This window comes from Blautia sp. HCP3S3_H10_2, assembly GCF_052122375.1.
Lineage (GTDB): Bacteria > Bacillota > Clostridia > Lachnospirales > Lachnospiraceae > Blautia_A.
This window is the reverse complement of sequence record NZ_JBQKCL010000014.1, coordinates 37,615-59,084: the sequence shown is the minus strand read 5'-3', so window position 1 is coordinate 59,084 and position 21,470 is coordinate 37,615. Positions and strand designations below refer to the sequence as shown.

Here is a 21,470-nt window from a genome sequence, read left to right as displayed (position 1 = left end):
TTACTGAATGAATTGTATGAATTGCGGTGCGTTCCTGGCAGATAAGGACCTTGATTACTGTCCTCATTGCGGGTGTAACGTTCTGATCCAGAAGAAGGTGGAGTATCTTTCCAGACTTTATTATAATCAGGGCCTGGAAAAGGCCAGTATCCGTGACCTTTCGGGGGCGGTTACCTGTCTGAAACAAAGTCTTACTTTTAATAAGAGAAATATACAGGCGAGAAATCTTCTGGGACTGGTGTATTTTGAAATGGGAGAGGTGGTTGCTGCACTCAGTGAGTGGGTGATCAGTAAGAATCTACAACCCACCCGTAATATTGCAAATGAATATATCAACCGTCTTCAGGCGAATTCAAATAAGCTGGATGCCATTAATGAGACGATTCGAAAATATAACAATGCGCTGGCCCTTTGCAGGGAAGGGCATGAGGATATGGCGGCGATACAGCTGCGTAAGATTCTTGCACAGAATACCAAGCTGATCAAGGGGTATCATCTGCTGGCTCTGATCTATATGAAGAATCATGACTGGGGTAAAGCAAGAAGAACCTTGAAAAAAGCAGCCCGTATTGATAAGACAAATACGACTACTTTACGTTTCCTTAGGGAGGTAGATGAGAGAACCGGTGTTACCACAAGGCTTGAAAAGCAGAAAAAAGGGCTTTTCAGGGCCAAGGGGGCAGTGGATTCTTCGGAAGAGAATCCAAGAAGCCAGGTACTTCAGCCGGCTGTCTACAGGGAAAATTCCAGGATTTCCCTGTTTATGACTCTTGTTGCCGGTGTGGCAGCGGGAGCCATAGCATTCTGGCTTCTGGCAGTTCCTGCCATAAAGCAGGGAATTTACCGGGAAGCGAACCAGCAGATCGTGAAATACAGTGAATCACTGGCGAGCCAGGGGGCAGAGCTTTCCAAGGCCCAGGGAGAAGCTAAGGAGTCTGGGGATGTGGCTGAAGAAATCACCAAAGAGCTTGATACGGAACAGAAGAAGAGTGCAAGCTACCAGGCGCTTTTGAACGCCTATGTTTCTTACAGGCAGAATGAGTATGATGCCGCTGCGCTGGAGATCCAGAAGGTCTATGAAGATCAGCTGGGAGATGACGTGAAGGGAATTTACAATACGATCTGTTCCGAAACCGGTGTGTCTGGAATGAGAAGCGACGGATCTACAGATAGTGGGGATGGTACCGGGGATACATCGGAAGGTGGAAATAGTAATTCTGAATCGGACACATCCGGCTATGATGAGTCTGGTTATGATGAATCTGGTTATGATGAATCAGATTACAGTGAAAGCGATGGGACTGATTACAGCAGCGAAGACGGATACTATGATGAAAATGGTGATTTTCAGTATTACTGATGAAAAGATGTGATCTACAATTAAGAAGAACCTCTGAACCGGGGATGTGCATGTGTGCACATCCCTTTTTAAATATGGTTTTATGCAAATCTGCAATCTGCATGCCCCACTTTGCGGTATATTTTGCAGAAAGCCTTTTGGGGGCATGCTCTAGGGCAATAATAAATAAGGGGGAGTTTGGGGTATGAAACCTGTTTTTGAAACTACGGGAACCTGTCTGAATATTAAACTGCCAGAGGAACTGGATCATCCTGCGTCTGAGCTGATCCGGAGGGAATCGGACAGAATTATGGGAAAAATATATATTCGGACGATATGTTTTGATTTTGGAGAGACTGTGTTTATGGATAGTTCCGGAGTTGGGCTGATCATGGGACGCTACCGGGCGCTTGGAATGCGTTCGGGCTGTATGAAAGCCTGTCATGTAAGTGGATATATTGAAAAACTGCTGCGGCTTTCCGGAGTGAGCAGATTCCTTGAACTGGAAAGAGAAACAAATGAGACCTGTCTGGAAGGGAGGGGGATATGATGGAGAATTCTAATGAAATGATGCTTATTTTTGACAGCAGAGCGGAAAATGAAGGACTAGCCAGAATCGCGGCTGCGGCATTTTGTACCCATTTGAATCCTACTCTGGAAGAGGTCTCTGATCTGAAGACAGCAGTTTCAGAAGCTGTGACCAATTGTATCATTCACGGTTATCAGGGGGAAGTGTGCAAGATCCGTATGCGGTGTACCAGGAAGGACAGGACTATTTATGTAGATATTGAAGATGATGGTGTGGGGATTCCAGATGTGGAGAAAGCGATGGAGCCTTTGTATACTACCCGCGCAGACCAGGACCGGTCAGGAATGGGCTTTACCTTCATGGAAGCTTTTATGGATGAGGTAAAAGTCACTTCTTCTGTGGGAAAAGGAACCTGTGTGCATATGAGTAAAAAAATCGGAAATTGATCAGGAGGAAGCATGGATCATACTCTTGCTCTCATTGGGCGTATTCACCAGGGAGATAAAGAGGCAAGAGATACTTTGTTTTCGGAAAATATGGGACTGGTATATAGTGTATCCAGGCGTTTTCTGGGAAGAGGCGTGGAAATGGAGGATCTTTTCCAGATTGGAAGTATCGGTCTTCTAAAGGCTGTGGATAATTTCAATCCTGAGTTTGATGTGAAATTTTCTACATATGCGGTACCAATGATCATTGGGGAAATTAAAAGGTTTCTTAGGGATGACGGAATGCTGAAGGTAAGCCGTTCCATAAAAGAGAACCGGTATAAGATTTACAAAGTGAGAGAGGAAATGGAGAAAAGGCTTGGAAGGGAGCCGGACATGCAGGAACTTTCAGCAGCCATAGATATGCCTGTGGAAGAGCTTGCTATGACAATGGAGTCTGCTGCTGAAGTAGAGTCTATCTACAGAACCGTGTATCAGGGGGATGGGGCAGATCTGCAGCTGGTGGACAGGCTTCCTGAGAATGAAGACTGTCACGAAAAACTTCTGAATCGGATCTGGGTGGAAGAAATCCTGGAAAAACTGGAAGGTAAAGAGCGGCAGCTGATCGGCCTTCGGTATTTTCAAGATATGACACAGACGGAGGTTGCGAAAAGAATGGGGGTGTCCCAGGTGCAGGTTTCCCGGATGGAGAAGAGGATATTAAAGAAAATGAGGGAAGCGGAGAAGTAAAGCCTGCCACGAAAATCTTTTCAAACACGTTCTGGAAAATGATATGGATAATGAATGTAAAAATGCCTTGGAAAATAAGAAAATGATAAATCCGGTTCTTATTTTCCAGGGCATTATAAATATTATTCTTAGTAATTAGAATTTAATTTCCTTTCCTTCCAGACGCCACTGTCTGAATTCTGCAGAAGCAGAGAGGAGCAGGTCTGAGGAAGAATTCAGGGCTGTTTCCACAGAGTCCTGGATTACTCCGATAATGAAGCCAACAGCAACTACCTGCATGGAAATGTCGTCAGAAATTCCGAACAGGGAGCATGCCATAGGAATCAGAAGAAGAGATCCGCCGGCGACACCGGAAGCACCACATGCGGAAAGTGCCGCGAGAAGACTGAGAATGATTGCGGTTGGGATATCCACATGGATTCCAAGGGTAAAAGCGGTTGCCATTGTCATGACGGTAATGGTAATAGCAGCACCATCCATATTGATAGTTGCGCCAAGAGGAATGGTTACAGAGTAAGTGTCACGGTCAAGACCCATTTCCTCACAGGCTTTCATATTTACAGGAATATTGGCTGCGGAGCTTCTGGTGAAGAATGCGGTGATAGCACTTTTCTTCAGGCAGTGGAAAATCAGAGGGTATGGATTCTGACGGATGCACCAGTAAACCAGAAGCGGATTTGTTACAAAGTAAATGAAAAGCATGCAGCCTACAAGCAGAAGAAGGAGCTTTCCATAAGTAGTGAAAATATCCAGTCCATTGGTGGATACTGTATTAAATACAAGTCCAAAGATTCCAAAAGGCGCCAGGTTGATGATCCAGCTGACTACCAGGGAGGTGCCGTCTGCGATATCGGCAAGAACTTTCTTGGTAGTATCGTTTGCTGCGCGGAAGGCAAGTCCAAGGAGAATCGCCCAGGTAAGGATTCCTACATAATTGGCATTTACCAGGGAGGATACCGGGTTTGCAACGATATTGAGCAGAAGATTGCTGAGAACTTCCACAATTCCCTGAGGTGCGGTTGCGTCAGCCGCAGCATTGGTAAGAGTCATTTCCACCGGGAAGATCATGCTGGCAAATACAGCGATGACAGCTGCCAGTACGGTACTGAACATGTACAGGGCAACTACTGTTTTGATGACACCGCCATGGGATTTTCCTGCGTTGCACAGTGAGCTGAGAACCAGGAAGAATACCAGGAGAGGAGCAATGGCTTTTAAGGCTCCTACGAATACATCTCCCAGAATGGCGATACTTGTAGCACCAGGAACTGCAACTCCCAGGATGGCACCCAGGATCAGACCGACGACGATTCGCTTGACCAGTGCGATCTCGGTCCAGGTTTTCCATAGTTTTTTCATTTTTCTTTCCCTCTTTCCTTCTTTAGTTTGGTAAAACGTTAATAAGATGATTATATAGTATGCAGGTGGATTCTGCAACTAAATATATGACAAATTATGTGGAAAATAGATAATGGATATAAAATAGCGGAAAGGATAACCAAGATGAAAAAATGAGAATAGATAACCGGCTGGAGTCAGATAGATTTATATGCAAAAAAATCCGGGTAAGACGAAAGAAAATGTCTTATCCGGATTTCTTAGAATCTGAAAATCTGAAAATCTGGTCTGGTTTATTTTACAGCTTCCTGTCTGCCAAACAATGTATTCTTGTATTTGGAAAGCGCGGTGAGAAGCACCATTCCAAAGACACCGCAGGAGATGACCTCACCAGCGCCTACAGTAAGCATCATAAGCGGGATCGGGAGGTTGGTGCCATATCCGTAACGAAGGACGAATGGTACCAGGACTGCGTTTGCAACGATTGGCGGAACTGGTGCGAGCCATTTGCTGCTGCCTCTGAGCTTATAGGTAAATACAGCTCCGATGAGGGTGGCAATGCTTCCGAATGCGATATCCAGAGGAATTGCGCCGCCAAGCATGTTGGCCAGGATGCAGCCTACAAAAAGGCCAGGGATGGCAGCTGGTGTGAAAAATGGGAGAATCGTTAAGGCTTCGGAAATCCGGACCTGAATCTCTCCATAACTAAATGGTGCAAACACCAGTGTCAGTACAACATAGACAGCCGCGATCAGCGCTGCCTGCACCAGGAACAGGGTACTCTTGTTTTTCATATTCATTTGTCTCCTTTAGTTTTGTTTTACGAGTGGAAGGTCACGAACACTCGGCACATTTATAGGCGGTGACCGCCCCAAAAGCCCTGTACGACCTTGTTTTTATGGGCTTTTCAACGGAGGTGAGTATAGCATATTCAGGAGGGGAATGCAAGGGAAAAAGAGTACTGGAAATTATATTGTTGCTATTTATATCTTTCATGTTATTATTGTTAATAAATGCAAGGCTTATATGATGACGACGCGAGCATGCAACTATAGAAAGTATATGCTTAAAATAATTATTGGGAGTGGAAATGAAAATGAAGAAGAATGGTTTGCAGAAATTTAAAAATCCGATTATTTCCGGTTACAATCCGGATCCATCCATTTGCAGGGTAGGGGATGATTTTTATCTGGTGAATTCGACTTTTGAATTTTACCCCGGAGTGCCGGTTTATCACAGCAAAAACCTGGTAAACTGGGAACTGGTCAATTACTGTCTGAAGAATAAAGAACAGCTTTATCTGGAAGGCGTGAGACCATCCGGTGGAATTTATGCGCCAATGCTGTGCTATCATAACGGGGAATTTTTTATGACTACAACAAATGTGACCTATAAGGGACATATGATCGTACATACAAAGGACATTTATGGAGAATGGTCTGCCCCGGTGTGGATAGACCAGGAAGGTATTGATCCAACTCTTCTTTTTGACGGCGAAGATGTTTATTTCGCATCTACATCCACAGATGAGAATGGAAAAGCTGGGATTTTTATGTGCAAAATTAATCCTTATACAGGGGAAAAATTGTCTGAAAGCGTATGTATCAGCCATGGCTGCGGCGGAATCTGTCCGGAGGGACCGCATATTTATAAATTAAATGGAAAATATTACCTCCTTCTGGCTGAGGGAGGCACGGAATATGGTCATATGGTTACCATGCAAAGGGCCGATTCTGTATTTGGTCCTTATGAACCATGTCCCCACAACCCAATTCTCAGTCATAGAGATAACCCGGATGGTTCTATTTCCTGTACTGGACATGCAGATCTGGAAATGGATCAGAATGGGAACTGGTGGCTGGTCTGCCTGGGAATCCGGCCGTCCTGCACACCACAGCGTGGATTGAAGCTTCATCACCTTGGCAGAGAGACCTTTTTAAGTCCGGTAGTGTGGGATGAAGATGGCTGGCCGGTTGTTGGAAATACTGGAAGGATTGCTTTGGAAATGGAGGGACCGCTTCCAGGTGATGAGATCCAGCCAGTGAAAAGAGATTTTGAGGATGATTTTTCAGAAGAAAAATTCAGCCTGCATTATAACTGGATCCGGAATCCACATATGGAAAATTATGTACGGGATACAGAAAACAGACAGCTGGTTCTGAAAGGAACAGAAGTAACCTTAAATGACAGGGATACGCCAACCTGGATCGGAATCCGGCAGAAAGAATTTAAAGTTCAGGCAGATGTTACGGTAAGTCTGGTCCCAAATGGCCAAAACACAGCCGGTAAAAGAGCAGGATTATGTGCGTTTTACAATCAGGACTATCATTATGAAATCTATCTCACAGAGGAAGACGGGCAGTATAAGGTATGCCTTGCAAAACACATTCACGACATGTTTGCCAAAACGGCAGAAGCAGTGGTTACATCTTTAGAAAATATCCGTTTTCGTATTATCGGAGATGAGCTGAACTATGAGTTCTGGTACAGTGAGGATGGAGAAAATTATAAGAAGCTGGGAAATGGTTCTACAGCAGGCCTGGCCACAGAGGGAACTATGGATATGAGTTTTACCGGAACTTATATTGGAATGTTTGCAGAAGGTGTAGAAGGACACTTTAAGGCATTTTCTGTGAAAGTAGAACCGTAACCCCAAAGCCCTTTTATGCAGTAGGAAATTCGTTCTGAATTTCCTACTACGTTTAATTTCCTACTGCATTTTATTTCCGTGCATCAGCAAGATTTTTCTTAAGCTCGATCATTTTGTCACGCAGCTCGGCTGCCTGCTCGAAGTTCAGGTCCGCAGCTGCCTGACGCATTTGTTTTTCCAGCTGGGAGATCAGATTCTTCAGTCCTTTCTGACTCATGGATTCAGGATCTTTCTTCAGCTTCACCTCCGTCTGTGCAACAGCCTTGGAAACTGCGATCAAATCGCGGACGGCCTTCTTAATGGTGGTAGGAGTGATGCCGTGTTCCTCATTATAGGCTTCCTGGATCTCCCGGCGGCGGTTGGTCTCATCAATTGCATTTCGCATGGAATCTGTCATTACATCTGCGTACATGATAACATGCCCTTCACTGTTACGGGCTGCACGACCGATGGTCTGGATCAGCGAGGTCTCAGAACGGAGAAAGCCCTCTTTATCTGCATCCAGAATGGCAACCAGGGTAATCTCCGGAATATCAAGTCCCTCTCGTAGAAGGTTGATCCCCACAAGAACATCAAATACGTCCAGACGCATATCCCGGATGATCTCAGCCCGTTCCAGGGTGTCTATATCAGAATGAAGGTAACGGACGCGGATTCCCACATCTTTCATATACTGGGTAAGGTCTTCCGCCATTCTTTTGGTAAGGGTGGTGATCAGGACTTTGTTTTTCTTAGCGGTTTCTTTATTTACTTCCGAAATCAGGTCATCAATCTGTCCCTCTACAGGGCGCACTTCCACCTTGGGATCCAAAAGTCCGGTAGGACGGATGATCTGCTCGGCGCGGAGAAGCTCGTGGTCATATTCATAGTCACCTGGGGTGGCAGATACGAACAGAACCTGATCCAGTTTATTCTCAAATTCCTCGAAACTGAGAGGACGGTTATCTTTGGCAGAAGGAAGACGGAACCCATAATCCACCAGTGTCTGCTTACGGTTCTGGTCCCCGGCGTACATGGCGCCTACCTGGGGGACTGTTTTGTGGGACTCATCGATGATAAGGAGAAAATCGTCCCCGAAATAGTCCAATAGTGTATAAGGTGGCTGTCCTGGCTCAAGTCCGGAAAGATGCCGGGAGTAATTCTCAATACCAGAACAAAAGCCGGTTTCCTTCATCATCTCGATATCGAAGTTGGTACGTTCTGAGATCCGTTGGGCTTCCAGAAGCTTATCCTCGCTTTTGAAATAATCTACCCGTTCTTTTAATTCTTCTTCAATGGCAAGAGCTGCCTTCTGAATCTGTTCTGCTGGTACTACATAGTGGGATGCAGGGAAAATACCAATGTGTGCAAGCTGACATTTGATCTCTCCTGTGAGTACATCAATTTCAGAGATACGGTCAATCTCATCCCCAAAAAATTCTACACGTACGGCGGTATCCGAGCTGTTAGCCGGGAAAATCTCCAGGGTATCTCCACGCACCCGGAAGGTACTTCGGTGGAAATCCATTTCATTTCTGGTGTACTGGATATCAATCAGTTCCCGGATCACTTCATCCCGGTCTTTCGTCATACCTGGGCGAAGAGAAATCATCATATCCTGAAATTCCTGAGGAGAACCTAAACCATAGATACAGGAAACAGAAGAGATAATGATAACATCCTTTCGTTCAGACATGGCTGCAGTTGCAGAAAGGCGAAGCTTGTCAATCTCGTCATTAATGGCGGAGTCTTTGGCAATGTAGGTATCTGAGGACGGGACGTAGGCTTCTGGCTGGTAATAATCATAGTAGGAAACGAAATATTCCACTGCGTTCTCTGGGAAAAATTCTTTGAATTCGCCGTAGAGCTGTGCGGCCAGTGTTTTATTGTGGGCCAGAATTAATGTTGGCTTGTTAAGTGCCTGGATGACATTTGCCATGGTAAATGTCTTACCGGAGCCCGTGACACCAAGCAATGTCTCGAACTGGTTGCCTTCTTTAAATCCTTTTACCAGTTTGGAGATTGCCTGAGGCTGGTCACCGGTTGGTTTGTATTCAGAGTGTAATTCAAAATGATCCATAAGATTCCTTTCTCTTTATCAAACATACTTGTATTTTTTAGTATAGCATTGAAAAAAGAAAAAGTACAGTAAAATCGAATGTCTGTTCTGAATAACTGTAGCGCGAGGGAGGTTACTGTGAACAGAAACTGGATGGAATAGAAGACAAAGTCTGGCAGAAAGAAACGGGAATTGACAGAAATGGTAATTGTGCAGTATCTTTGAAGAGGAAAAAGAGTAAAGTATTTACAGAATCCGGAGATCAGAGATGGAAAAAAAGCCAGAAAATAAGGGATATGTATTGCGAAAATTGTTTTTCGCTTCGTTGTATTTAAGTACCTTCACTTTTGGAGGCGGATATGTGATCGTTACTTTATTAAAGGAAAAGTTTGTAGATCAATATCACTGGATCGATGAGGAGGAGATGCTGGATCTGGTGGCAATTGCCCAGTCCTCGCCTGGTGCGGTGGCGGTAAATGGAGCAATCGTAGTGGGCTATAAGCTGGGAGGGATTCCGGGAATGGTACTATCTGTTCTTGGTGCGATTCTTCCGCCGATGGTGATTTTGTCGTTGATTTCCATGTTTTATAATGCCTTTCGTTCCAATTTTTATATTGCAGTTCTTTTAAAAGGCATGACTGCAGGTGTTGGAGCAGTCATTATTTCAGTGGTTTATGATATGGGAAAAAAGATCGTGAAAGCAAAGGACTGGGTGAATGTGGTGATTATGGCCGCCAGCTTTTGTGCCAGCTATTTCCTGAACGTAAATATTATATACATTATACTTGCAGTTGCGCTATTTGGAATGGTGCGTACATTAATAAGAGGAGACCGGGAAAAATGATTTATTTACAGCTTTTTTTCAGCTTTCTTAAAATCGGGGCATTCAGCTTTGGTGGCGGATACGCAGCAATGCCACTGATACAGGAACAGGTAGTAAGTCTTCATTCCTGGCTTTCCATGGAAGCATTTACAGACCTTGTAACGATCGCAGAGATGACTCCGGGACCGATCGCAGTAAATTCCGCAACATTTGTGGGAAGCCAGATCGCAGGTCCACTTGGAGCAGTAACAGCCACTTTGGGCTGCATCCTTCCATCTTGTATCATTGTGACATTTCTTGCATATATTTACACGAAATACCGCAATCTGTCGCTGCTTCAGGGAACGCTGGCGTCGCTCCGTCCGGCAATAGTAGCGATGATCGCCAAAGCAGGGGTGGCAATTCTCATATCTTCATTTTTTATAGATGGAACAATAAGCCTGGTATACCAGAATGTATGTGTGAGAATGATCCTCTTTTTTGCAGGGGCACTTGTACTTCTTAGAAAAATGAAGATGAATCCTATATTGGTTATGGTACTTTGTGGTGTGGCAAATGTGGCCTATGTAGTTATTACAGGCGGTATATGAAAGGAGAAAAAATGAATATTTGTGTTTATGGTGCATCAAGCGCAAAATTGGAAGCAGTTTATTATGAAAAAACAGAAGAACTGGGCAGGGCAATGGGAAAAAGAGGACATGGCCTTGTGTTTGGCGGTGGAGCTACGGGAATGATGGGAGCTGCTGCAAGAGGTGTTGCAGAAGAAAATGGATATATAATAGGAATTGCGCCGCGCTTTTTTGACCAGCCGGGGGTACTTTTTGAGAACTGCACAGAATTTATCTTTACAGAAACCATGAGAGAGAGGAAAAAGCTTCTGGAAGAAAAGTCCGATGCCACAGTAGTAGCACCAGGCGGAATCGGAACTTACGAGGAATTTTTTGAGATCCTGACATTAAAAAGCCTGAACCGGATAGACAGACCAATCGTTCTTTATAATATCAATGGCTATTATGATAAAATGAAAGCGTTGCTTGAGCATACGGTGGAGGAAAAGTTTATGGAGCCGTCTGTTATGAGTCTGATTGCATTTCTGAATAAGCCGGATGAGATACTGGACTACATAGAGCACTACAAAAACCACTAAAAAAGATGAAAAAAATTTGTAAAAAATATTGACAAATGGGATACTGAGGTGTATCTTAAGAGCATAGATGTTAGCACTCCTAAATAATGAGTGCTAACAAAGGAATTCAGGGAAGCCAGACGGGAGATAAGATATCAGGCATGACCGTCTGCTTTTCAGAAAGGAGCAGATATTTCATGGATGAAGTATTAGATGAGCGCAAACGGAAAATACTGAAAGCAATCATCAAGACTTATATGGAAACTGGTGAGCCGGTAGGTTCCAGAACCATTTCCAAGTATCCGGATTTAAATGTCAGCTCTGCTACAATCCGAAATGAGATGTCCGACCTGACGGATATGGGCTATATTGTACAGCCCCACACCTCAGCCGGAAGAATTCCATCAGATAAAGGCTATCGCCTTTATGTGGATGAGCTTACCAGGGAGAAGGAAGCCGAGATCGCAGAGATCCGCGATATGATGATTGAAAAGTCAGATAAGATGGATAAGGTATTGAAGCAGGTTGCTAAAGTACTTGCCAATAATACCAATTATGCGACCATGGTTGCAGTTCCCCAGTATAAAGGAAGTACCTTGAAGTTCATTCAGCTTTCACGTGTCAATGAAAGACAGCTGATTGCCGTAGTTGTATGTGAAGGCAATGTGATCCGGAACCAGATCATTAATATTGATGAGGAGATGGATGACCAGACGATCCTGAAGCTGAATCTTCTTCTTAATACGAACCTGAACGGTGTTCCTATCCAGGACATCAATCTTGGCATGATCGCCAGACTGAAAGAACAGGCTGGAAGCCACAGCGGTGTGGTTGCAAATGTGCTGGACGCAGTTGCAGCTACCATTCATGTGGATGAAGAAGATATGAAGGTATATACATCGGGAGCGACTAACATATTTAAGTATCCTGAGCTTGCAGATACATCCAAGGCAAGCGAGCTGATTTCTACTTTTGAGGATAAGCAGGAGCTTGCGGATATGGTTCGTGAGGAAATGGGAGATCCTAAGAGTACAGGAGTTCAGGTTTATATCGGAGATGAAGTTCCGGTACGTACCATGAAGGACTGCAGTGTGGTGACAGCTACTTACGAGCTGGGTGATGGAATGCGCGGAACCATTGGAATCATTGGTCCGAAGCGGATGGATTACGAGAATGTGGTAGACAGCTTGAAGAAATTAAAAGTCCAGCTTGATGAAATGGTAAATAAGAAAACCTAGAAAGGCGGTTGAAAGCGTGTCAGAAGAAATGAATAAAGAAGCCGAAGTACAGGAAGAAGCAGTTGATATTCCGGTAACCGACGGAAGTGAAGAAGAGGCAGCAGACACAGCCCAGACATCAGAAGAAGCTTCGAAGGAAACCGAAGAGGCAGCCGATACAGAAGAAACGAAGCAGCCAGACCAGGAGACCGAAGAGTCAAAAGAACCGGAAAATAAGACGAAAACTTCTTTCTTCGGTAAGAAGAAAAAAGAAAAAGATAAATTTGAACAGCAGATCGAGGAACTTACAGACAGACTGAAGCGCAGCATGGCTGAATTTGATAATTACCGCAAAAGAACGGAGAAAGAAAAATCCAGCATGTACATCATTGGTGCGAAAGACATCGTCGAGAAGATGCTTCCCATTGTGGATAACTTCGAAAGAGGTCTTGCACAGGCACCGGAAGATGATCCTTTTGCTGAAGGCATGAAGATGATCTACAAACAGATGATGACAGCGTTTGATGAGATGGGCGTAAAGCCAATCGAAACTGTAGGTAAGGAATTTGACCCGAATCTGCATAATGCAGTCATGCATGTAGAAGACGAATCCGTTGGTGAGAACATCGTTGTGGAGGAATTCCAGAAAGGATACACTTACAAAGATTTCGTCGTAAGACACAGCATGGTAAAGGTTGCGAATTGAGCGAAAGCAACTTAGTGAAGGCGAGCAGGATGCGAAGCCTGAACTTAGTGCGAGCTCGTTCAATCTCACTTAATGAGAGCAAGCCGTAGGCGCAGACCGAATTTAGTGAATTGAACTTCCTTAAAAAGACATTTTACAACATTCAGAATAGATAATCCAATATGAAACAGGAGGAAAATTATCATGGGAAAAATCATTGGTATTGACTTAGGTACAACAAACAGCTGTGTAGCTGTTATGGAAGGTGGACAGCCGACCGTTATCGCAAATACAGAAGGATCCAGAACAACACCATCAGTTGTAGCATTTACAAAAACTGGTGAGCGTCTGGTAGGTGAGCCTGCAAAACGTCAGGCAGTAACAAACGCAGAGAAAACAATCTCCTCTATCAAGAGAGAGATGGGTACAGATTACCGTGTAACAATCGACGATAAGAAATATTCCCCACAGGAAATTTCAGCTATGATCCTTCAGAAACTGAAAAAAGATGCTGAGGGATACCTTGGAGAATCTGTTACAGAGGCAGTTATCACTGTTCCTGCATATTTCAATGATGCACAGCGTCAGGCAACCAAAGATGCTGGTAAGATTGCAGGCCTTGATGTAAAACGTATCATCAACGAGCCTACAGCAGCAGCTCTTGCATATGGCCTTGACAATGAAAAAGAGCAGAAGATCATGGTTTATGACCTTGGTGGTGGTACATTTGATGTTTCTATCATCGAGATCGGTGATGGAGTTATCGAGGTTCTGGCAACAGCTGGTAACAACCGCCTTGGTGGTGATGACTTTGACCAGAGAATTACAGACTACATGCTTTCCGAGTTCAAGAGAACAGAGGGCGTTGACTTAAGCAATGATAAGATGGCTCTTCAGAGATTGAAAGAAGCAGCTGAGAAAGCAAAGAAAGAGCTTTCCTCTGCAACAACAACCAATATCAACCTGCCATTCATCACAGCAACTGCTGAGGGACCGAAGCACTTTGATATGAACCTTACAAGAGCAAAATTTGATGAACTTACACATGACCTTGTTGAGAAGACAGCAGAGCCGGTTCGCCGTGCACTTTCTGATGCAGGTCTTACAGCTTCTGATCTTGGACAGGTACTTCTTGTTGGTGGATCTACACGTATTCCGGCTGTACAGGATAAAGTAAGACAGCTGACAGGCAAAGAGCCAAGCAAGGCTCTGAACCCAGATGAGTGTGTTGCACTTGGTGCTTCTATCCAGGGTGGTAAACTTTCTGGTGAGGCTGGTGCAGGTGATATCCTTCTTCTGGATGTTACACCACTTTCCCTGTCCATCGAGACAATGGGTGGTATCGCTACACGTCTGATCGAGAGAAATACAACAATCCCGACCAAGAAGAGCCAGATCTTCTCTACAGCTGCTGATAACCAGACTGCTGTTGATATTAACGTATTACAGGGTGAGCGTCAGTTCGCGAAAGATAACAAATCCCTTGGACAGTTCCGTCTGGATGGAATCCCGCCAGCACGTCGTGGTGTTCCGCAGATCGAGGTTACATTTGATATCGATGCCAATGGTATCGTAAATGTATCTGCTAAAGATCTTGGAACTGGTAAAGAGCAGCACATCACAATCACAGCTGGTTCTAACATGTCCGAGTCTGAAATCGACAAGGCCGTTAAGGAAGCTGCTGAGTTCGAAGCACAGGATAAGAAACGTAAAGAGGCAATTGATACAAAGAACAATGCAGATTCCATGGTATTCCAGGTTGAGAATGCACTGAAAGAAGCTGGAGATAAGATTGATGCAAACGATAAGGCTGCTGTAGAGGCTGATCTGAATGCATTAAAAGATATCCTTGCTAAATACACAAATACAGAAGATCTTGGAGAGGCACAGGTCGCAGAGATCAAAGCAGCCCAGGAGAAGATGATGGAAAGTGCACAGAAGCTTTTCGCTAAGATGTATGAAGCACAGAACCCACAGGGCGGCGCTGGCCAGGCTGGTCCAGGACCAGATATGGGAGGAGCTACCCAGGGCGGTAACGAAGCAGGCTATGGCGATGATGTTGTAGATGCTGACTACAAAGAGGTTTAATGATACAGTAATTAAATTAAATAAAAGGTTCCGGAATTCTGGAACATGAACCAGCAGCCCGGTCGTGAGATTCATGACCGGGCAATGGTGGTACAGGACATATTGTGATGCCGCAGGTGAAACACGTTTTGACGGCTGTTTTTGGCATCTGTTTACACTAAATACAAAAAGTTAGGAAAAGAAAGAAATCATGGCTGATAAAAGAGATTACTATGAAGTCTTAGGCGTTGACAAAAACGCGGATGAGGCTACGTTAAAAAAGGCATATCGTCAGCTTGCCAAGAAGTATCATCCCGATGTGAATCCGGGAGATAAGGAAGCTGAAGCAAAATTTAAAGAGGCAACAGAGGCTTACAGCGTCTTAAGTGACCCGGACAAGAGAAGACAGTATGACCAGTTTGGTCATGCCGCTTTTGAAAATGGCGGCGGTGGTGGAGCTGGCGGTTTCGGCGGCTTTGATTTCTCCGGTTCCGATATGGGCGACATTTTCGGAGATATCTTTGGAGATCTTTTCGGAGGCGGTGGAAGCCGCAGACGTGCCAATAATGGCCCTATGAAAGGTGCAAACTTACGTGCACGTGTAAATATCACCTTTGAGGATGCTGTATTTGGCTGTGAAAAAGAATTGGAGATCACTCTGAAGGACGAATGTACCAGCTGCCATGGTACCGGTGCGAAAGCAGGTACATCACCAGTTACTTGTCCGAAATGTAATGGTGAGGGCCAGATCGTTTATACCCAGCAGTCCATGTTTGGTATGGTGCGTAATGTCCAGGTGTGCCCGGACTGCCATGGTAGTGGTAAGATCATTAAAGACAAATGCCCGGACTGCCGTGGTACCGGATATATTGCAAACCGCAAGAAGATCAAAGTATCCGTTCCTGCTGGTATTGACAATGGACAGAGCATCCGTATCCGTGACAAAGGTGAGCCAGGTACCAATGGAGGCCCGAGAGGGGATCTGCTGGTAGAGGTGAATGTAGGCCGTCATCCGATTTTCCAGAGACAGGATATGAACATCTATTCTACTGCACCGATCACTTATGCACAGGCTGCACTTGGTGGAGAAGTGAAACTGAATACTGTGGATGGTGAAGTACTTTATGAGGTGAAACCGGGGACACAGACAGATACCAGAATCCGCCTGAAAGGAAAGGGTGTTCCATCTCTTCGCAATAAGAATGTCCGTGGTGACCACTATGTAACACTTGTAGTTCAGGTGCCGACTAATCTGAATGAGGAAGCCAAGGAAGCACTCCGGAAATTCGATGAAGCCTGTGGCAACCGTCCGGCATCCGGTGATGGCGATGGCGCAGAGAAGTCTGAGAAAAAGAAAAAAAGCTTCATGGACAAATTGAAAGAGACATTTGAAGAGTAAAAAAGAGTAAAAAAGACGGTTTTTCATAAAAGAATAAAGAAAAGGGGAGATATCCTCTTTTCTTTTTTTGTTACTTATTGTATATTAAAGAGTAGCCGCAAGAATTCGGAAGGGAGTTCTGCCTTGAAGACGAAGTTAAAAGATCTGTTAAATGAATATATTCCCCGCTGGACAATCCTGCCCCTTGTGACAATTCTGGCAGTGAACTGCCTAATCTATTGGGGGAGCAGTGCGCTTACGGCAGGCAGATACCACTATGATCTTACAACGGCATTTGACAGGGCAGTTCCGGTACTGCCAGCGTTCGTATGGTTTTATATCCTGGCTTTCCCGTTCTGGGCAGCAGGCTATATTCTGGCAGCAAGACGGGGAAGGGATGAATTTTACCGGTTTGTTGCCACAGACCTGACCATACATTTCATTTGCTTTATATGCTTTATCTTAATGCCGACTACGAATATAAGACCGGAAATTGCAGGAAATACCCTTTCGGAGAAAGTTCTTGCACTGGTGTATGCACTGGATGGCGGAAATGCCCCATCGAATCTTTTTCCTTCTATTCACTGTTATGTAAGCTGGCTGTGCTGGCGTGGAGTTGCAGGACAGGAGAAGGTGCCCCGGTGGTATCAGAAATTTTCGCTGGTATTTGCCATTTTGATCATTATTTCCACCCAGGTGCTGAAACAGCACTATATAGCAGATGCAGTGGCTGCACTGGTACTGGTGGAAGGTTTCTGGAGATTTTATCAGAAAGGTCAGAGACATAGATGGGTATACCGGATTTTTTCAGGAAAGAAGTAGTTGGCCCACAGTTGATCAGATAGTAGAAACGAACAGTAATTATAAAGAGATTGGAGAATGACTATGAAGTGGAACCGCTTTACCATTAAAACAAAAACAGAAGCAGAAGACGTTATCATTTCTGCACTTGCAGATGTTGGGGTTGAAGGCGTGGAGATTCAGGACAAGCAGCCGCTTACGGAGACGGATAAGGAGCAGATGTTTGTGGACATTATGCCAGAAGGCCCTGCAGATGACGGAATTGCTTATCTGAATTTTTATCTGGAAGAGGATACAGAAGTAGAGCCTGTCCTGGAAAGAGTACGTGCTGTACTTGAGGAAGTACGTGGGTATATGGATATTGGCGAGGGAACGATCACAGAATCCCAGACAGAGGATAAGGACTGGATCAACAATTGGAAAGAATATTTCCACCAGTTCTATGTGGATGATATCCTGATCGTTCCATCCTGGGAAGAGGTGAAGGAGGAGGATAAAGATAAGATGATCCTTCACATTGATCCTGGTACAGCGTTTGGAACCGGAATGCATGAGACTACCCAGCTGGTGATCCGTCAGCTGAAGAAATTTGTGACTAAGGATACACAGATGCTGGATGTTGGAACCGGAAGCGGAATTCTTGGAATCGTAGCGCTGAAGCTGGGTGCTTCCCACGTTGTGGGAACCGACCTAGATCCATGTGCCATTCCTGCAGTGGCTGACAATAAAGAGGCTAATGGAATCAAAGATGAGACTTTCGATATGCTGATCGGAAATATCATTGACGATAAAGAGGTACAGGATACAGTCGGATATGAGAAATATGACATTGTAACGGCTAATATCCTGGCAGATGTACTGGTACCGCTTACTCCGGTTATCGTAAATCAGATGAAAAAAGGTGCCTATTACATTACGTCCGGAATTCTGGATGTGAAAGAAGAAGTAGTGGTACAGGCAGTAAAAGAAGCAGGCCTTCAGCTGGTAGAGGTGACCCATCAGGGTGAATGGGTATCTGTAACTGCCAGAAAGGACTGATTATGCAGCGCTTTTTTGTAGAACCATGTCAGGTTCAGGAAGAAGAACACAGGATCACTGTTACAGGCTCCGATCTTAACCATATGAAAAACGTGCTCCGTATGCGTATTGGTGAGGATGTATGGATCAGTGACGGCGGGGAGAAGGAATATCACTGTACGATAGAGGAATTTCAGGAGGATTGTGCGGTTCTGCATATTCTATATGCGCAGGAGCCCCGGTATGAGCTTCCAAGCCGTATTTATCTGTTCCAGGGCCTTCCCAAAGGTGATAAGATGGAGCTGATCATTCAGAAGGCTGTGGAGCTTGGTGTATATTCCATTATTCCGGTGGAAACCAGGCGATGTGTAGTGAAGCTGGATGCAAAAAAAGCCCAGAAAAAGACAGCCAGATGGCAGCAGATATCCGAAAGCGCAGCCAAACAGTCCAAACGGATGCTGATTCCCCAGGTGCAGAATGTAACAGGCTGGAAGGAGGCACTGGCGCTTGCGAAAGAACTGGATGTGCTTCTGATCCCTTATGAGCTTGCAAAGGGAATGAAGGAAACAAGAGAAATCATCTCTTCCATAAAGCCAGGCCAGTCAGTGGGGATTTTTATAGGTCCTGAGGGTGGTTTCGAAGAGGAAGAAGTAAGAAATGCCATGGAAGTCGGCGCAAGGCCTGTTACCTTGGGAAAAAGAATCCTGCGTACAGAGACAGCAGGCATGACGATGCTGTCAATCCTTATGTATACGCTGGAAAATGAGGATGAATAAGAAATGGAAGCATATTTTGATAATTCTGCGACTACAAGATGTTATCCTGAGGTTGCAGATATTGTAGTAAAGACAATGACGGAGGATTTCGGAAATCCTTCTGCCATGCATCTAAAAGGTGTGGAAGCTGAGAAGTACGTCCGCGAAGCAGCACAGACACTGGCTAAGCTTCTGAAGGTAAATGAAAAAGAGATCATTTTTACCTCTGGTGGTACAGAGTCCAACAATCTGGCTTTATTTGGCGGGGCAGAGGCAAACAAAAGAAGCGGGAACCACATTATCACAACTTCTGTAGAGCATGCGGCTGTAGGACAGCCGGTTTCGCGCCTGGAACAGATGGGATATGAGGTGACCATAGTTCCTGTAGATCACAGAGGTGTGGTCCGTCTGGATGAGTTGGAAAAGGCTTTGCGCCCGGATACCATTCTGGTGTCTACCATGTATGTAAATAACGAAGTTGGTGCGGTAATGCCAGTGGAAGAGATCGCAAAGCTTGTCCACGAAAAAAGCCCAAAGGCTCTATATCATGTGGATGCGATTCAGGCATTTGGCAAATACCGTATTTACCCGAAAAAAGCCGGAATTGACATGCTTTCCGTAAGCAGTCATAAAATTCATGGTCCCAAAGGGGTTGGCTTTTTATACGTGAATGAAAAAGCAAAGGTCCAGCCTCAGATTTTGGGCGGCGGTCAGCAGGCCGGGATGCGCTCTGGTACTGATAACGTACCTGGAATTGCAGGACTTGGTGTTGCAGCCGGGATCGTATATACGGATTTTGATGAAAAAATTGAACATATGTATCAGCTGAAGGAGCGTCTGGCAAAGGGATTTTCTGAATTGCCGGATGTACGCATAAATGGAATGGAGCTTCGGGAAGGCACCCCCCAGATATTAAGTGCCAGCTTTATGGGGGTGAGAAGTGAAGTACTGCTTCATACTCTTGAGGAGAAGGGCATTTATGTTTCCGCAGGAAGTGCCTGCTCCAGTCATAAGCGAAAAGCTGCCGGAACCTTAAGTGCAATGGGAATGGAAGATGCCCAGAGAGAATGTACTTTAAGATTCAGCTTTTCAGAGGAAAATACATTTGAGGAAGTGGATTACTGCCTGGAGGTGATCGGACAGGTGCTTCCCATGCTTAGAAGATACTCCAGACGTTAAGATCTGTCTGAGAAAGATTTTTGCATAATTTTTCTCAAAGTAGAGCAGATAGATTGCAGAAATGATCTTATAGACAAGCAATGGAGAAAAGAGTTCAGGAACAAGGAGGAAATAAGACGAAATGATATTTCACGCATTTTTGATAAAATACGCAGAAATAGCGATCAAGGGTAAGAACAGATACCTGTTCGAGGATGCTCTTGTAAAGCAGATGAATATTGCTCTTTCGAAGATCGAGGGAGATTACCGTGTGGTTAAGGAACAGGGACGTGTTTATGTGTTCTGTCCGGAAGAATATGATTTTGACGAAGCAGTGGCTGCATTAAAGACTGTATTTGGTATTGTGTATATCTGTCCGGTTGTGATCTACGAGGACAATGGATTCGAGCAGATGCGTTCGGACGTTGTAGAATACATGAAAAATGTACACCCGGATTACAATGGAACTTTCAAAGTTTATACAAGACGTGCCAAGAAATCTTATCCGGTAAATTCCATGGAAGTAAGTGCAAGAATCGGAGAGAGCATTCTGGATGCTTTCCCCGGGGCGAAGGTGGATGTGCATCAGCCGGAATTGACCGTATCCGTAGAAATCCGCGAGAAAATCTATGTATATTCCAGGAGCATCAAGGGACCAGGCGGCATGCCGGTTGGAACCAATGGAAAAGCAATGCTGCTTCTTTCCGGTGGAATTGACAGTCCGGTAGCAGGCTATATGATCGCAAAACGTGGAGTTAAGATTGAAGCTGTTTATTTTCATGCTCCGCCATATACCAGTGAACGTGCAAAACAGAAGGTGGTAGATCTGGCGAAGCTGGTTGCGAAATACAGTGGCCCGATCAGACTCCATGTAGTAAACTTTACGGATATCCAGCTGTATATCTATGATCAGTGTCCACATGATGAGCTGACTATTATCATGCGCCGTTATATGATGAGGATTGCAGAACATTTTGCAAAGAAGGATAACTGCCTGGGACTAATTACAGGTGAAAGCATCGGACAGGTAGCAAGCCAGACCCTGCAGAGTCTTGCAGCTACAAATGAAGTGTGTACACTTCCGGTATACCGTCCGGTGATCGGTTTTGACAAACAGGAAATTGTAGAACGTTCCTGGGAAATCGGAACTTACGATACTTCTGTACTTCCATATGAAGACTGCTGTACCATCTTTGTTGCAAAGCATCCGGTTACAAAGCCGAATCTGAATGTAATCCGTAAATCAGAGGAGAAATTGTCTGAGAAGATTGATGAGCTTATGGAAGAAGCCCTCAGAACAACAGAAGTGATCGAAATCCAGTAAGAAAAATCCAGTGAATAAAAAAAGAATCCTGCTATGCAGGATTCTTTACT

20 protein-coding genes are annotated in these 21,470 nt (G+C 44.7%); 17 read left to right on the top strand and 3 right to left on the bottom strand.

Annotation, left to right across the window (positions count from 1 at the left end):
• The first annotated feature begins 7 nt into the window (after positions 1-7).
• From ACTQWB_RS14575 to ACTQWB_RS14560, 4 genes are all read left to right on the top strand, one after another.
• Complete coding sequence (locus ACTQWB_RS14575) at positions 8-1,360, top strand: tetratricopeptide repeat protein (RefSeq protein WP_441502171.1); 1,353 nt, start codon at positions 8-10, stop codon at positions 1,358-1,360.
• A gap of 184 nt (positions 1,361-1,544) precedes the next feature.
• Positions 1,545-1,889: an STAS domain-containing protein gene (locus ACTQWB_RS14570; RefSeq protein WP_441502170.1), complete on the top strand. Its 345-nt coding sequence runs from the start codon at positions 1,545-1,547 to the stop codon at positions 1,887-1,889.
• Positions 1,889-2,314 carry an anti-sigma F factor gene (gene spoIIAB / locus ACTQWB_RS14565; protein WP_441502213.1) on the top strand — a complete coding sequence of 142 codons (426 nt, stop codon included), beginning with the start codon at positions 1,889-1,891 and terminating at the stop codon, positions 2,312-2,314. The genes ACTQWB_RS14570 and spoIIAB overlap by 1 nt, the downstream gene beginning before the upstream one ends.
• Before the next feature lie 12 nt (positions 2,315-2,326).
• Complete coding sequence (locus tag ACTQWB_RS14560; protein ID WP_441502169.1) at positions 2,327-3,043, top strand: SigF/SigG family RNA polymerase sporulation sigma factor; 717 nt, start codon at positions 2,327-2,329, stop codon at positions 3,041-3,043.
• A 135-nt stretch (positions 3,044-3,178) separates the two neighbouring features.
• Here ACTQWB_RS14560 and sstT read toward each other — a convergent pair whose 3' ends face one another.
• A complete protein-coding gene (sstT, locus tag ACTQWB_RS14555; RefSeq protein ID WP_441502168.1) occupies positions 3,179-4,402 on the bottom strand; it encodes a serine/threonine transporter SstT in 1,224 nt (407 codons plus the stop codon).
• Positions 4,403-4,674: 272 nt separating this feature from the next.
• Positions 4,675-5,175: a QueT transporter family protein gene (locus ACTQWB_RS14550; RefSeq protein ID WP_441502167.1), complete on the bottom strand. Its 501-nt coding sequence runs from the start codon at positions 5,173-5,175 to the stop codon at positions 4,675-4,677.
• 296 nt (positions 5,176-5,471) lie between these two features.
• Here ACTQWB_RS14550 and ACTQWB_RS14545 point away from each other — a divergent pair, with 296 nt between their 5' ends.
• The gene (locus ACTQWB_RS14545; RefSeq protein ID WP_441502166.1) at positions 5,472-7,031 is read left to right on the top strand and encodes a glycoside hydrolase family 43 protein; all 1,560 of its coding nucleotides are present in this window, start codon (positions 5,472-5,474) and stop codon (positions 7,029-7,031) included.
• A gap of 70 nt (positions 7,032-7,101) precedes the next feature.
• Here ACTQWB_RS14545 and uvrB read toward each other — a convergent pair whose 3' ends face one another.
• Positions 7,102-9,090 (bottom strand): excinuclease ABC subunit UvrB, encoded by a 1,989-nt coding sequence (gene uvrB / locus ACTQWB_RS14540; protein WP_441502165.1) that lies wholly within the window; start codon positions 9,088-9,090, stop codon positions 7,102-7,104.
• A gap of 247 nt (positions 9,091-9,337) precedes the next feature.
• Here uvrB and ACTQWB_RS14535 point away from each other — a divergent pair, with 247 nt between their 5' ends.
• From ACTQWB_RS14535 to thiI, 12 genes are all read left to right on the top strand, one after another.
• Positions 9,338-9,913, top strand: a complete 576-nt coding sequence (locus ACTQWB_RS14535; protein ID WP_441502164.1) for a chromate transporter — start codon at positions 9,338-9,340, stop codon at positions 9,911-9,913.
• Complete coding sequence (locus tag ACTQWB_RS14530) at positions 9,910-10,482, top strand: chromate transporter (protein WP_441502163.1); 573 nt, start codon at positions 9,910-9,912, stop codon at positions 10,480-10,482. The genes ACTQWB_RS14535 and ACTQWB_RS14530 overlap by 4 nt, the downstream gene beginning before the upstream one ends.
• 11 nt (positions 10,483-10,493) lie before the next feature.
• A complete protein-coding gene (locus ACTQWB_RS14525; RefSeq protein WP_441502162.1) occupies positions 10,494-11,039 on the top strand; it encodes a TIGR00730 family Rossman fold protein in 546 nt (181 codons plus the stop codon).
• Positions 11,040-11,215: 176 nt separating this feature from the next.
• A complete protein-coding gene (gene hrcA / locus ACTQWB_RS14520; RefSeq protein WP_441502161.1) occupies positions 11,216-12,256 on the top strand; it encodes a heat-inducible transcriptional repressor HrcA in 1,041 nt (346 codons plus the stop codon).
• Positions 12,257-12,284: 28 nt separating this feature from the next.
• Positions 12,285-12,941 carry a nucleotide exchange factor GrpE gene (grpE, locus tag ACTQWB_RS14515; protein ID WP_441502212.1) on the top strand — a complete coding sequence of 219 codons (657 nt, stop codon included), beginning with the start codon at positions 12,285-12,287 and terminating at the stop codon, positions 12,939-12,941.
• 183 nt (positions 12,942-13,124) lie between these two features.
• The gene (gene dnaK, locus ACTQWB_RS14510; RefSeq protein WP_441502160.1) at positions 13,125-15,008 is read left to right on the top strand and encodes a molecular chaperone DnaK; all 1,884 of its coding nucleotides are present in this window, start codon (positions 13,125-13,127) and stop codon (positions 15,006-15,008) included.
• A 190-nt stretch (positions 15,009-15,198) separates the two neighbouring features.
• Positions 15,199-16,386 (top strand): molecular chaperone DnaJ, encoded by a 1,188-nt coding sequence (gene dnaJ, locus ACTQWB_RS14505; RefSeq protein ID WP_441502159.1) that lies wholly within the window; start codon positions 15,199-15,201, stop codon positions 16,384-16,386.
• A 123-nt stretch (positions 16,387-16,509) separates the two neighbouring features.
• The gene (locus ACTQWB_RS14500; RefSeq protein ID WP_441502158.1) at positions 16,510-17,187 is read left to right on the top strand and encodes a phosphatase PAP2 family protein; all 678 of its coding nucleotides are present in this window, start codon (positions 16,510-16,512) and stop codon (positions 17,185-17,187) included.
• Positions 17,188-17,250: 63 nt separating this feature from the next.
• Positions 17,251-18,204 carry a 50S ribosomal protein L11 methyltransferase gene (gene prmA, locus ACTQWB_RS14495; protein ID WP_441502211.1) on the top strand — a complete coding sequence of 318 codons (954 nt, stop codon included), beginning with the start codon at positions 17,251-17,253 and terminating at the stop codon, positions 18,202-18,204.
• A gap of 2 nt (positions 18,205-18,206) precedes the next feature.
• Positions 18,207-18,959 carry a 16S rRNA (uracil(1498)-N(3))-methyltransferase gene (locus tag ACTQWB_RS14490; protein WP_441502210.1) on the top strand — a complete coding sequence of 251 codons (753 nt, stop codon included), beginning with the start codon at positions 18,207-18,209 and terminating at the stop codon, positions 18,957-18,959.
• Between the two features lie 3 nt (positions 18,960-18,962).
• Entirely contained in the window at positions 18,963-20,117 is a 1,155-nt protein-coding gene (locus ACTQWB_RS14485) for a cysteine desulfurase family protein (protein ID WP_441502157.1), read from the top strand.
• 121 nt (positions 20,118-20,238) lie between these two features.
• Positions 20,239-21,420 carry a tRNA uracil 4-sulfurtransferase ThiI gene (gene thiI, locus ACTQWB_RS14480; protein WP_441502156.1) on the top strand — a complete coding sequence of 394 codons (1,182 nt, stop codon included), beginning with the start codon at positions 20,239-20,241 and terminating at the stop codon, positions 21,418-21,420.
• The last annotated feature ends 50 nt before the right edge of the window (positions 21,421-21,470 follow it).